Source organism: Delftia sp. K82, from assembly GCF_002193035.1.
Taxonomy (GTDB): Bacteria; Pseudomonadota; Gammaproteobacteria; order Burkholderiales; family Burkholderiaceae_C; genus Comamonas; species Comamonas acidovorans.
On record NZ_MYFL01000003.1, the window covers coordinates 922,001 to 935,573 of the forward strand.

9 protein-coding genes are annotated in these 13,573 nt (G+C 67.5%); all 9 read right to left on the bottom strand.

Going from position 1 to position 13,573, the window contains the following annotated elements; genetic code table 11:
* Positions 1 to 38: 38 nt before the first annotated feature.
* Positions 39 to 995, bottom strand: a complete 957-nt coding sequence (locus tag KDK82_RS21010) for a transposase (RefSeq protein ID WP_141101032.1) — start codon at positions 993 to 995, stop codon at positions 39 to 41.
* A 451-nt stretch (positions 996 to 1,446) separates the two neighbouring features.
* Positions 1,447 to 1,761 carry a DUF736 domain-containing protein gene (locus tag KDK82_RS21015; RefSeq protein ID WP_088166104.1) on the bottom strand — a complete coding sequence of 105 codons (315 nt, stop codon included), beginning with the start codon at positions 1,759 to 1,761 and terminating at the stop codon, positions 1,447 to 1,449.
* 810 nt (positions 1,762 to 2,571) lie between these two features.
* A complete protein-coding gene (locus KDK82_RS21020) occupies positions 2,572 to 4,641 on the bottom strand; it encodes a ParB N-terminal domain-containing protein (protein ID WP_088166105.1) in 2,070 nt (689 codons plus the stop codon).
* A 760-nt stretch (positions 4,642 to 5,401) separates the two neighbouring features.
* Positions 5,402 to 5,785, bottom strand: coding sequence for a hypothetical protein (locus KDK82_RS21025; RefSeq protein WP_043154531.1), 384 nt, complete (start codon positions 5,783 to 5,785; stop codon positions 5,402 to 5,404).
* Between the two features lie 277 nt (positions 5,786 to 6,062).
* Positions 6,063 to 6,572: a DNA repair protein RadC gene (radC, locus tag KDK82_RS21030; RefSeq protein ID WP_043372445.1), complete on the bottom strand. Its 510-nt coding sequence runs from the start codon at positions 6,570 to 6,572 to the stop codon at positions 6,063 to 6,065.
* A gap of 502 nt (positions 6,573 to 7,074) precedes the next feature.
* Positions 7,075 to 9,489 (bottom strand): TonB-dependent siderophore receptor, encoded by a 2,415-nt coding sequence (locus KDK82_RS21035; protein ID WP_088166106.1) that lies wholly within the window; start codon positions 9,487 to 9,489, stop codon positions 7,075 to 7,077.
* Positions 9,490 to 9,642: 153 nt separating this feature from the next.
* A complete protein-coding gene (locus tag KDK82_RS21040; RefSeq protein ID WP_088166107.1) occupies positions 9,643 to 10,953 on the bottom strand; it encodes a sigma-70 family RNA polymerase sigma factor in 1,311 nt (436 codons plus the stop codon).
* Positions 10,954 to 11,048: 95 nt separating this feature from the next.
* Entirely contained in the window at positions 11,049 to 11,792 is a 744-nt protein-coding gene (locus KDK82_RS21045; RefSeq protein WP_012203381.1) for a pseudouridine synthase, read from the bottom strand.
* Positions 11,793 to 11,845: 53 nt separating this feature from the next.
* The gene (locus KDK82_RS21050) at positions 11,846 to 13,516 is read right to left on the bottom strand and encodes an MBL fold metallo-hydrolase (RefSeq protein ID WP_088166108.1); all 1,671 of its coding nucleotides are present in this window, start codon (positions 13,514 to 13,516) and stop codon (positions 11,846 to 11,848) included.
* Between the last annotated feature and the right edge of the window lie 57 nt (positions 13,517 to 13,573).

Genomic DNA, 13,573 nt, shown 5'->3' on the forward strand with positions numbered 1-13,573 from the left:
GGCGCCAGGACATAGGGACACCGCCACCATCTAGAAAGTCATGCCGGTGCAAGCGGCTCATTCCATGGCTGCCCGGTTTTGACCATGGCGTTCATGATGACCAACAGCTTGCGCATGCATGCCACGATAGCCACTTTCTTCGGCTTGCCAGCCGCCAGCAGGCGCTCATAGTACTGCCGTATCACGGCGTTGTAGCGCATGGCGACGATGGCGGCCATGTACAACGCACTCCTGACCGTGGCCCGTCCGCCGCAAATGATGCGTTTGCCGCGCGCCTGGCCCGAGTCCCGGTTCATCGGTGCGACCCCCACCAGCGCGCAGATCTGCTTGGCCTTGAGTTGGCCTAGCTCCGGCAGCTCGGAAATCAGCGTCGCAGCCGTCGCCGGGCCAACGCCCTTGACGCTCTTGAGCAAGGCGGCCAGATTGGATTGGTGCTGGGCCAGGTGTTCCGCAATCTTCCGATCCAGCGTCTCAAGCTGAGTCGAGAGCATATCCATCAGTTCCGCAATATCCTGCACCACCTCCGCGTGCGCCATGTGTTTGCGTTGGCGCTCGCTGACCAGCAAGCGCACCAACTGTCGACGCCGAAGTACCAACGCATGCAGATACTGCTGCGCTTGGTCTGGCATTGGCTTGATGAAGCGATCTCGATCAGGCCGCAGATTCAGCACCTGGGCCAATTCCGCCAGCATCCTGGCATCCACGCTGTCGGTCTTGACCAATCGCCCCATGGCCTTGGCGAAGTCCCGGGCTTGCCGAGGGTTGATGACGACGACGGCAAACCCCGCAGCCTGGAGCGCGCAGGCACAGGCCAGTTGGTACTGCCCGGTCGCTTCCATCACGATCAGCGAGACCTGATGGCTCTTCAGCACCTCGATCAACGCTTGATGCCCGGCGCCATCGTTGCTGAATATTGCCGTGGACTGCTCGTGCCCAATGGCTACATCCATGGTCTTCTTGGAGATGTCGATTCCGACTGCGACTTGATTGGCCATGATCCCTGCGTCCCTTCCTTGCAAATGCGAACGGCGTTCACGCAACTGTTCGGGCTTTCAGAGATCGGGCGCAAGCATGCGCCCAGGACTCACGCACGGGCTCGAGAGGCACCGAGGGATGACGGGCTACATGCTGCGGCCAACCCCGAACCCTGACAGGTCCGGGCGTGACGGCACTGCCGAACACGCACTTCAAAGATACAAGGGATTGAAGCCGAATGGACATGACGCCATTGGCGGCATGGGGCGCAGCCCGAAAGCCCGGCGGCGCAATGCGCCGACACGCCATGCTGTTCCTACTGCCACGGGCTTCGAGCCATTCGACCATCACCAATGCAATGCTGGCCTTGGACATGCGGGACATGGGGCAACTGCCGAAACCCTGTGCGTGCGGTGCTGCGATCAGCAGCACCGCGCCCCGCCGCAACGGGCGGGACGCGGTGGGCGGCCGTCAGGCCGCCCTGGGCTTGCTGCGCGACCAGATCAGGTCGTGCGTGCCGTTCTCGCCTTCGATCAGGCGGGCATAGACCGTCGCCGGGAACGAAGGATCGTCGATGGCAACCGACAGGTAATCCCGCCCGGCCTCGCTGGTTTTCTTCCACGCCGCGCCGAAGTCGTGGCCGGCCGCCTGAAGGCGGAAGTCCGGGGCGCTTTCGTTCTCGCCCTTATCGTTGGGAACGAGCTTGGCCTTGACGTTGAGGGTCAGGGTGCGGAGCTGGCCGGTGAAGCCGTCTTTCTCTGCGGTGAAGGTGCCGATGTTTGCCATGATGAATTTCCTTTCGGTTGAACAGGGTTCGCGCCCATCGCGTCCTGTTGTGATCCGACCGGCGGGGGACGGGCTGGCTGCACCGCTTGGGGGCGCAACGTAGTGGAGCGCCTGGAAGCGAAAAGAATTTGTCCCGCGAGGAATGCGCGCAGCGCAGGGGAAATTGTTTTCGCTGGAAGGTTGCAGCCATAGAAGCCCGGCCACCGCCAGGATTCACAAACAGACAGGACGCCTTGGGCCGACCCGCTCCGAAAGGAAACATGGCCGACTCGGCTCCCCGCGCGACGGCTTCACCGGCTTGCGCCCTGACACGGGCAAGGACAACACCCGGCGACAAGGGCGCAAGCGCCCCTGACGTAGCAGGCGGCCTCTTGCGTGAGGCGTGGCCTGGAAGCTCCATTGCAGGGACGGGCGGCGTGTCGGTGAACCGTCCTCCGTGACGTACAGGCGACGAACCGCCAGCGTCGAGGACGGCACGCTTTCGTGCAACCTGCGGCAGCAAGCCGGGGCGTAGCCCCACAAGCCCCGCCCATTGCGGCGGGGCGCGTTCGGAATGTCGTCGGCGCTGTGCGCCGACGCACTTGTGGGCTTCGAGGGTTTCCCGCGCACAAGGTCACTTGCGCGCCGCCCCTTCGCCGCCTGCCCGAAGACGGCGAAGGGGCGTTCTGGCTTTGGGCCTTGAAACCGGGCGCGGCCACCGCCGCGCCCGGATTTTTGACCATCGGCACCAGGGCAGAACGGCCTGGTGCCGATGCTGATGGAACAGCGAAGCGCCCCGGCCGAAACCGGGGCGCTCGGTGGTGGTGAAGGTCAGGCGGCGAGTGCGTGGGCCTGCTGCTCGTCGTCGTTGTCGATGGCTTCCGGCTCGTCGTTCGTCACGGCCTGCGGCGCATCCTGCGCCGTGGTGTCGTCGGTGCCTTCGGCCTTGAAGATGGCAGGCATCCAGCCGGTGCCATCCGCCAGCCGTTCGGCTTCGCTGGCAATGTCGGCCTTTTTCAACTTCGCCAGCCGTGTGACGTGCGCCGGGGCGTACTGCTCCACGGCTTCCAGAATCGCGGCCTTCGGCACATGCCGGAAATAACCCTCATTGGTGGGCTTCCACCATGCTGCCATGTCCAGCCCCACGGCCTGCGCCAGTTCCGCGCCCGGTTGCTGCTGCGTGGTGCGGGGTGTCACCACGTCCACCGTGACGGCCACGCATACCGCCAGCAGGCGCACCAGTTCATCTTGCGACTTCGCCAGCAGCACGGCGAACAGTTCGGCGCTGTCCTCCGGCAAGCCTTCGCCTGCTACCTGCTGCAACTCGCGCAACGCCAAGGCGGCGGGCGAATCCGGTATGTCCGGGGCGATGCCTTCCAGCCGGTCTTGCACTTTCAGGCTTACGCCCAGCGGCAAGTCGTGGCCGTAGTGGCTGCCCTGCAAGACGGTCTGCACCATGCCATGCACCAGCGCGGCCAGCGACACTTGCGGATGCCGGGCGACTTCGATTTGCAGCGCGGCGGTGCGATGGGCGCTCAACCGCTGCGCCAGCTTGTCGGACATGGCGGCGGTCTTGGGCTGCCCTTCGCTGTCTCCGTCCTCGCCTTCGTCGTCGTTCCCGGCTTCGCTTTCGCTGCCGAAACCCTGCCGCAAGCGTTCCAGCGTGCGCAGCGCCTTGGCTTCGGCTTCGCGCATCAGCCCGCGATGAATCACGGCTTCGCCGCTGCGGTCGATGGTGACGATGGCACCGGCTGCGGCCTTCGCGGTCGCGCTGTAGTCCTTCAATCCATCTTCCAGCGCCTGCAATTGTTGGCCCACGGCTTCGCCTTCTTCCTGCAAGGCATCGGCCTTTTCCTCGTCCTCGGCATCCAGCGCGTCATCCACGGCGGCGGCCAGTTCGTGCATCTTGGTTTGCAGCTTCTCGATGCGCTGCGCTTCGCGCTTGTTCGGTTCGCGGCGTTCCCTCGGCGCACGCTGGAAGGCGTGCAGGTCGGCGTGGGTCACGGCGGGGGTGGCATCCACCCACGCCCAGCCTTCGGCCTTCACCTCGGCAGCGATGCCCGCCAGCTTGTCTTGCGCCAGCCGTTCCAGCAGCGTGGCATCGGTCAGATACACGCCCGCATCACTTTCCGCGAACAGGTCGCGGCGGATGCCGCCGCCTGCGGCTTCGTAGGTGTCCAGCCCCACGAAACGCACCAGCGGATGCCGGTATGCGTCAATCTCGCGCTCGGTGAGGCGGTCGCGCAATTGCGAGGGGTTGCGCTGCCACGTCGGCGCGTCGTAGAACGCGGTTTCCTGCGCGGCGTGGTCGTCGGTGATGGCAAGGGCCATCAACTGATCGAGCGTCACGGCTTCGGCGCGGTACTCGGCCAGCAGGCGGGGTGACACGTTCGCCAGCTTCAAGCGGCGCTGCAACACCAGCGGGGACACGCTGAAATCTGCCGCTATGTCCTCGATGGGTCGGCCTTCGGCCACCAGCGCGGCGAATGCCTCGAACTGGTCGGCGGGGTGCATGGCTTCGCGCTGCACGTTCTCGGTGAGGCTGGCCGTGCGGGCGGTGCCATCGGCCACCAGCAGGCAAGGCACTTCCCATTCCTTGCTGATGCGGCGCTTCTTCGCCAGCAGCTTCAACGCGGCCAGCCTGCGGCCACCGGCCACGACTTCGTAATGCTCGCCATCGGCGGCAGCAATGACGATGAGGTTTTGCAGCAGGCCGACACGCTGGATAGATGCGGCCAGTTCGGGGATGGACATGCGCGGGGTCTTGCGCACGTTGCGCCCGGTCGGGCGCGACACCAGCCGCGACAGCGGAACCAAAATCAGGTTCTTGGTCGGGTCGGCCACTTCCAGCGGCACGGCGGTTTCGATGGCATGGATTTCGGTTTTCAGAACGGCGCTCATGGTCTTTCTCCTGACGAAAAGGGTTTGCTGTTCAAGCCGCACACCGGATTCCTAGATTCGGAAGCCCAGCCTTTCGGCTGTTCTGTGCGGTTGGCACGAGGAACCCGGTTGGCCCTGTTGCCACCGTCTTTCCTGAGTTCATCGCCCGCGGCCAAAGGAGTGCGCGGACGGGGGCCGTCAAGGAAACAAGCGCAGGGTTGGTGCGGCCCGCAGCGCAGCGAGGACACGGCCCTGCGCGCCTTGACGGCGCACGGGAGCGGGCTACGGTCGCGGACAAGGTGATGAAGTCAGGGGAGACGGATGGACATGGCAACGGCCGTCCCTGTGTGCCGAACCGCACGCAAGCGAAGCGCGCAGGCACGGATCGAGGAATCCGGGCCGAAGGCGTCAGCCGAGCGGAGCGAGGGAACGATGGAAGCCCGCCAGGGGCGAGACTCGCGCAGCGAGGCCCGATGCGAAGCACGACAGCGCGACCGGCCATGTTTCTTGGCCGGGGACGCTCATGCCATCAACGATGGACAGCATGGGCTGGATGCCCAGGATGAAATGCCGCTGGTGCGCAAGGGTTGCCGCGCCGGCGCAGCCGGGGCGGCGGTATCGAGGGGCGCCAAGCGCAGCGCGGCGGGGATGGCCGCATGGCCTTCCCCTGGAGTGCAAGCGAAGCGCGCAGCGCCGTAGGCGCGAAGGCATCGGCACCGGGCGCAGCAGAAAAAAAGGCGCGTCGCCCCGAAGGACAACGCGCCGGATGGTCGCCGTGCGATCAGTGCGCAGTCATCGCTTGCAACTGCTCAATCACGCCGGGTTCAACGAACACGCATGGCTGCTTGTCCTCGATCGGCACGTTGAACACATCGGCGAACACCTCGCGTTTCAGGTGCGCCAGGCGGCCCGTGCGGTATGCCTGTTCGGGCTTCATGCGGCCGCTGGCCTGCGAGCCGCTGCGCTGCGGGTCGCATTCGACCAGCGCGACAAAGCCATCGTCGGACAGCTTCTGGTGTTCAGGGCACAAGCCCCAGCCTGTCGCCGTGTGGCGCTCCATGCTTGCGCGCAGGCGCTTGTCCAGCAGGATCGCGCCGGTGTCGAAGCGAGCGCCGCAGACCAGGCAAACGTGTTGTTCGAGGGAAACGTGCGATTTGTCGTTCATGACGATTCTCCAGTTTCACGGGCGGAATTGCCCGGAACCGTCGCCAGCACGGCGCAGCGCAAGCAGTCAGGGGTCGAGGACGGCCGCCAGGCCGCAAGCGTGCTTGCACGCGCAGCCCTTGACGGCGAGAACGCCGTGATACGGTGAAGGGGACAGCAAGACCGCCCCATACCTCCATGCAGGCCCATGAATTTCCGAAACGCTGTCTCGGATTTTCGAGGCAGCGTTTTCGCCCAGCCCGCGCCGGGCGCAGCAAAAAGGGGCCGAAGCCCCTTCGTCAGATCAGGCCACGTTCGGCAAACGATGTGGTGTCGGTGCCCGCCACGATGACGTGATCCAGCACGCGCACGTCCACCAGCCCCAGCGCCTCCTTGAGCCGCTGGGTCAGCGCCCGGTCGGCACCGCTCGGCTCGGGATTGCCGCTCGGATGGTTGTGCGAAATGATGACCGCCGCCGCGTTGAGCCGCAGCGCCTCCTTGACCAGCTCGCGCGGATACACCGATGCGCCGTCGATGGTGCCGCGGAACATTTCGGCGTATTCGATCAGCCGATGTTGCGTGTCCATGAACAGCACCGCGAACACCTCATGCTCGAAGCCGGCCAGCTTGGCGCGCAGGTACTCCTTGACCGCCGCCGGCGACGTGAACGACGTACCGCGTTGCATCTTGCGCTCGATGGCCTGGCGCGCGGCCTCCAGAATCTGCTCGGCAGTCGCCAGCAGGTAGCGGCCCTGTGCGTCACGCACCATCAGCGAGGAATCGAACGAGGAAAAGGACAGTTGCGACATGATCGTGCTCCGGTTGCTCGGGCGGAATTGCCCGGAACCGTGGAGAGCACGGCGCAGCGCAAGCAGTCAGGGGTCAAGGACGGCCGCCAGGCCGCAAGCGTGCAAGCACGCGCAGCCCTTGACGGCGAGAACGCCGTGATACGGTGAAGGGGACAGCAAGACCGCCTACACCCGCCCACGCCCAATGCACACACTCGCCTTTGTGCAAGCGGAGCGCGCAGGCCCGCCAGGGCCGAAGGCGTCAGGGGTCAAAGCCGGATGGCCGCGATTCGGCACGAAGCGCGGGGCGCAGCCCGCGAACCCGACGGCGGCACGCCGGGACGTCAGCATTGGCATCAAGGGGAAGCAAAGAATTGGGGAAGCTGCTGCGCTGGAACACGCCATGCTTATCTGATGACGTTCTTTCCCTTGGCTCTTATCTGGCTCCTAGACCAGACAGGCAGGGCATCTTTGGCAGCGAGGCTCGGGCGCTAAACCCGCATGGAGACTGGCTTTCCGGCGATCAGGTCGCTTGAAAATTCTGCTTGACAAAACTATCGAACAGGTTGCTGACGTTCATCTGCAGGTCCAGCTGCCGGTTCACCCGATAGCCGATGACCAGGTCGGCCACGGCATAGGCGGACTGGCGGATTGCATAGCCTTCGGCGCTGGTCAGCGACTCGGACGTGGTGCGGCTCTGGTAGCGCAGGCCGCCGCCCACGCGCCATGCGCCCAGTTCGCCGCCCAGGTGGTACATGGCCGACAGCTTGAGCTGGTGACGCGGCGTGTAGCTGGCATAGGGCGCGCCCTTGGCGCCTTCGGTGCTGTCGCTGGCGATCTTGGCCTGGGTGAAGGTATAGCCAAGGCCGGCGTTCAGGCGCGGCAGGATCTCGCCGCTGATGTCCACGTCCAGCCCCTTGCTCCTGACCTTGCCCACCGAGCGGTAGCAATTGGTCTTCACTGTGCAGGAGTTGATGTCCGCGATGGCCTGGGGCAGGTTGTCCTGCGTGGTGTTGAACACAGCAACGGCCAGGTTCACGCGCTCGTCCAGGTAGCTGCCCTTGAGGCCCAGCTCGAAATTGCGGCCCTCCACCGGCGCCAGCATGCTGCCCGAGACATCCAGAAAATCCTGCGGCCGGAAGATGCTGGTGTAGCTGGCATAGGCCGAGTAGGTCTTGTTGATGTCATAGGTCAGCGCCGCATAGGGCGTGGCATGGGCTTTCTCGCTGAATTCGCGCTCCCGGCTCCAGCTGCCCTGGCGCTGGACGTTGGTAAAGTCGTACCAGTCCAGGCGCGCGCCGGCGATCAGGTTCAGTGGCTCGGCCAGCAGGAAGCGGCCCGTGGCGTAGGCCGAGGTCAGCGTGGTCTTCTGGCGGCGCGTCCACAGGTCTTCGGCCAGCAGGCCGGAGCGGTCCAGCGAGTCGGGGTTCCAGGTATAGGGATCGACGCCATTGGCGATCAGCCATTCCCCCGTGGGCGACAGGTAGCTGTAGCCCTGGTCGCTCCAGCGGATGGTGCGGCGGCTGACGCCGAAGGCCAGGTCATGCTCGCGGCCGAACAGGCGCACGGGGCCCTGGGCCGAGGCATCGAGGCTGAGCTGGCGCTTGTCGTAGTCGTACAGGCCGCCGGCCACGTCGTAGCGCGTGCGGCCCTGGTCGTCCAGGCCGCCCGAGACCAGGTAGGCGCCGTCCAGCGCGGACTTGGCCTGCAGGGCGCGCGCGGCCAGCCTGGCCTTCCAGCCGTTGTCGAAGCGGTGCTCCAGGTCGGCGAACAGGCTGACCTCCTTCTTGTCCCATTTGCTCCAGGAGGGCGAGAAACGCCTGGATCGCGCAATGTCGAGGAAGGAGCCATCGAAGCCCATGGGCACGCCCATCCATTGCGAGCCGGGGTTGTCTTCGTTCACATAGGAGCCGCCCACGCTCAGCGTGGTGTCGCGCCCCAGGTCGAACTCGGCGGTGCCGTACAGCAGCTGGCGGCGGCTGCTGTAGCCATCGATGAAGTGGTCACGCGACTGGGCCGAGGCCACCACACGCCCGCGCGCCGAACCGTCCTCGTTGAGGGCGCCGCCCACATCGAGCTCGCCCACGGCCTGGTTCCAGCTGCCGCCGCGCAGGGTGACCGAGCGCTGGGGGGTGCGCGGCGCGCGCTTGCGCACGAAGTTGATGGTGCCCGAAGGGTCGCCCACGCCCGTCATCAGGCCCGTGGGGCCGCGCACCACTTCCACGTGGTCGTACATGGCCATGGTGTCGTAGGTGGAGGTGTCGGTTTCATACGAGACGGGCACGCCGTCCTGCAGGAACGAACCGATCACGAACCCGCGCGAGAAATAGCGCGCCCGGTCGTCGCTCCAGCGGTTGATGGTGATGCCGGTGGCGCTGTTGGCCACGTCGTCGATGGACAGCATGCCCTGGTCGTCCATCTTCTGGCGCGTGACCACGGTGAGGGACTGGGGCGTCTCGCGGATGGACAGCGGCAGCTTGGTCGAGGTGCTCATCAGTCCCGTGGTGTAGGAGCCCGAGCCCTCGGTGGTCGTGGTCTCGCCCACGGCGGAGACCGTGACTTCGGGCAGGGCCACGGTGCCGGCGGGCTTTTCCACCACCAGCGTGCCCTCGCTCACATGCCCCTCCAGCCCGCTGCCGCGCAGCAGCCGGGCCACGGCGGCGGCGGTGCTCAGGCGCCCTTCCACGGCGGGCGCACGGCGGCCCTGTACCAGTTCAGGCGCGGCCAGCAGCTGCAGGCCAGCCTGGCGGGCCAGTTGGGCCAGCGCCTGGTCCAGCGGCTGGGCGGGAATGTGGAAGTCGGTGCTGGCGGCCGTGGCTGTGGCCGGTGCCGCCTGGGCCAGAGCGGCTGGAGACAGCTGCAGGGCCAGCAGCGCGATGCCCGCCGCAACGGCATGGTGGCAGGCAAGGCGGGAAGGCTTGGAGGGGAATGAAGGCATGGAAGGTCCGTGGCGGATCTGGGCAATGGCGATTCCCGGGCTGCGAATGCGTCGCGTTCCCGGGTCCTCATGCCTATACGAACGGGCGCAGACATTCCCTCACGCCTGGTGCGCATGCGCCGTGCATTCCGGGGCCATGGGCGCATCAGCGCATCAGCTGCGGCGGCGGATGACCAGGGTGCGCCCGGTTCCCGGGCCCTGTTCCTCTTCCTGCACGCTGACCGGCAGGGTGCGCGGGAGCATGCGCAGCCAGCCCTGGGCCGCCGCAATGCGCACGCGCCCCAGCACGGGCAGGGCGGCGGCGTCGGGCTCCACGCGCAGTGGCTGCAGGCTGTAGCGCTCCAGGCGCCGGGCCACCTCGGCCAGCGGCGTGTTCTGGAAGTCCAGCCAGCCATCGCGCCAGGCGGCCACCGCCGCAACGGTTTGCACGGCGGCCGTCTGGCCTGGCGCCAGGCGCAGCATCTGGCCTGCACCCAGTGCATGCCGGGCGCCGCTGCCGTCGCGCACCTGCACGCGGCCCGCATCGACGGCGACCAGCACCGCATCGTCCTCCAGCGCCACCTCGAAGCGCGTGCCCAGCACGGTGACCTGTACGTCCGCCGCCTGGACCATGAAGGGCCGTTCCGTGTCGCGCGCCACGGCGAAGAATGCGCTGCCGGCCAGCAGCCGCACCTGGCGGCGCGTGGCGTAGAAATCCACCTCGGCGCGGCTGGCGGCGTCCAGTGTCAAGCTGCTGCCGTCGGGCAGGGGCTGGTTCAGCAGGCGGCCGGTGGCCGTGGCCAGTCGCACCTGGTACTGCGGCATCCACTGGCGCCAGGCCAGCCAGATCGCCGGGCTGCCGACACCCAGGCCCGCCATCCCCAGCAGGGTGGACAGGGCGCGGCGGCGGCCCGTGCGTGGTGCGGGTGCGGCGGTGTCTCCGCGCCAGCGGCGCAGCGAGGCTTCCACGCTGTCCATGGCGCGCATGACCTCGCGTTCCACGGTTTTGACCGAGACGCCGTGGCGCTCGGCCAACTCCGCATGCGAGGCGCCCTCAATCCGGTCGGCCAGGAAGATGTCGCGGCAGCGCGCGGGCAACTGCGCCAGGGCGCCTTCGACCCCGGCCAGGGCCTGGCGGTAGGAATGGGTGTCGGCCACATCGGGGCTGAGGGGGGAGGGCGGCTCGCCTTCCCTCGCGCTGGTGTCAAAGCGCTCGGCCGTGCGCTGGCCATGGCGCAGGTGGTCGATGGCGATGTTCTCCATCACCGCGTAGAGATAGGCGCGGCTGGCGCCTGGCGGACTGTCCGGCGCGGCGGGCGCATCGCTTTCGCCGCGCTGGCGTTCGGCCAGGCGTATCCAGGCGTCATGCACCAGGTCACGCGCGGCCTGCGGGCCGGCGCGGCGCGCCACGAAGCGCACCAGCTCGTGGTAGCTGTCCTGGAAGGTGCTCAGCAGGGAAGAAGAGGAAGAGGCGGGCGCAGGCATGCGGGAGGCCCGAAGGCAGCACGGGAATCCCGCATTCTATGAAATGATTCTCATTTGCCGAATGTGCTGCCCGCCGCGCACCCGGCAATGCCGGCCTAGAACCGCTCCCAGGGCATCAGGTAGCGCCACTGGCCTTCGGGCACCTTGGCCAGAGAGAGGCGGCCAATGCGCAGGCGGCGCAGGCTGACCACGCGCAGGCCCACTTCGGTGCACATGGCGTCGATCTCGTCGGGGGCGATGCCCTTGAGCGCAAAGCGCAGGTGGTTCTCGTTCTGCCAGCTCACGCGGCAGGGCGGCAGCTGGCGCTTGCCGATCGGCAGGCCGGCCTTCATCAGCTCCAGTCCGTCCTCGTGGATCTGGCCCTCGACGCCGACGATGCATTCCTGCTCCAGCCACATGCCTTCCTCGCCCAGCTTGCGCGCCACGCGCTTGTCCTGGGTGTAGACGATGAGGCCGCTGGCCGGCAGCGGCAGGGGCAGGAAGGATTCCAGGTTCTTGAAGTGCTGGGCCAGCACCAGCAGCGGCATGGGCGTGTCCACCTGGGCCATGCTGGCTTCGCCCAGCAGGGAGTGGGCGCTGCGCACCCGGCCATAGGGCCGGCCCTGGGTGTAGCCCGCAGGCTTGTTCATCAGCAGGGTGACGGGCGGCACGGCCTCGGGCTGGGCGCCGCTGCGCAGCGTGACCTGCTGCTCGGGGCGCACGCGCGTCTCGGGCAGTTGCACGACCTTGCCGTCCACCTGGACGTTGCCGGCGGTGATATGCAGTTCGGCCTCGCGGCGCGAGCATTGTTCCTGTTCGGCCAGGCGCTTGGCCAGGCGAACGCTTTCAGATTCAGACATGCGCGCAGCTTAACCAGATACCAGGCCCCGCGCGCGTCGTCGGTCATTGCCGGTCATTGCCGCCCGCACAGCGCACGGATGCGCTCCACATGCGCCAGCAGCGAGCGCTCGGCAATCGGCCACAGCTGCGGCGGTGCGTCGTCATAGGCCAGCCGCACCCAGTCCTGCACGCTGCCGTCGGGCTGTTTTTGCATGGCGGCCAGCACCTTGGCCTCGCGCGCCAGCCGGTGGGCCTTGAGTTTGGCGATCGCCTGGCGCGCAAAGCCCAGCACATAGCCATGGGCAGGCAGGATGAAGCGCGCATCGTGCGCGGCGCACAGCGCGTCGAGCCTGTCCAGCGAATCGATGTAGTCGCGCATGTTGCCGTCAGGCGGATCGATGATGGTGGTGCTGCCATTGAGGATGTGGTCGCCGCTGAACAGCAGGGCGTCTTCCTCCAGCACAAAGCACACATGGTTGGCCGCATGGCCGGGCGTGAACACGGCCTGCAGGGTGTGGGTGGTGCCGCCTTGCGCATCCTGCAGCACGATGCGCTGGCCGTCGGTCAGTGCGTAGTCGGGCGTGAAGCGGCTGGCCGGCCGGGCCGTGGGCGCCGAGGGCAGGCCGCCAATGGCGGGCCTGGGCTTGCCGGCCTGCACCGCCAGCGCCTGCAGCAGCGCGGCGCCCGGCGAGTGGTCGGCATGGGAATGCGTGCACAGGATGTGGCGTATGTCGCCGCCCGCCGCATCGAACAAACGCTGCACATGGGCGGCATCGGCCGGGCCGGGGTCGATGGCGGCGTAGCCCGTGGCGGCATCGCCCACCAGATAGCTGTTGGTGCCGGGGCCGGTCATCACGCCGGGGTTGGGTGCCGTCAGGCGCAGCAGGTTCTTGCGCAGTGGCACGGCGCGCTCGCTCTGCCAGTCCAGCGTGTGCAGGATCTGGCCGTCCGGGCAGACCATTTCCAGCTCGCCGAAGGGGGCCTCGTCCTCCATGTGGCGGGCTTCCTTGCCATTGAGAAAGCCGGTGCGCGGGCAGCACCGCCACAGCGGCTGCTCGCCTTGCAGGGCGGCGAACACGGCTTCGGTGCCGGCGAAGCGGCTGAGCCGGTCCAGCGTGCGGATGGTAGGGAAGATCATGGGGAAGCTGCCCGCGCGGTGGCGCTCCAGCGCTTCCTGCGGGCGCACCCAGATGGGCTCGAACTGTTCCGACCCGTCGGCGTCGGGTTCCTGGTCTTCGGGCATGCGCGCCACGAAGAAGGGCACATCGAAGCGCCGGGGCTGGTCGCGGTCGGCCGTCCAGTGGGCCAGGTACCACAGCGCATCCACGGCCAGGCGCAGGCCGCGTGCCTCGCACTGGGGCACCAGCGGCGCCTTGCGGTCCAGCGTGGCCAGCTCGGCGGCAGATACCGGCCGGCCCCGGGCGTCGTGGGCCAGCAAAATGCCCAGTTCCTCGAAGGTCTCGCGCAGGCCGGCGATGGCCTGGGTGATTCGCAGTCCGTCGCCGGCCTGGGCGGGGCGGGTGCTGGCGCAGGCATGGGCGGCCTCGGCCGCGTCCTGGGCCTCGATGCCGCCGCCCGGGAAGACATAGGCGCTGGGCACGAAGCTGGCCTTGGGCGAGCGCCGCGTCATCAGCACCTCCAGCCCCTGGCCATCGGCGCGGTCGCGCAGCAGCAGGACGGTGGAGGCCTTGAGCGTGTCTACGGGCTGGCGCTGGGGGTGCAGGAGCTGGCTGGGGCGGATCATGGGGGCATTATGCGGATTGGCCCGCCCGCCGCTGTTGCGCAAGAGACGCAAGTACTG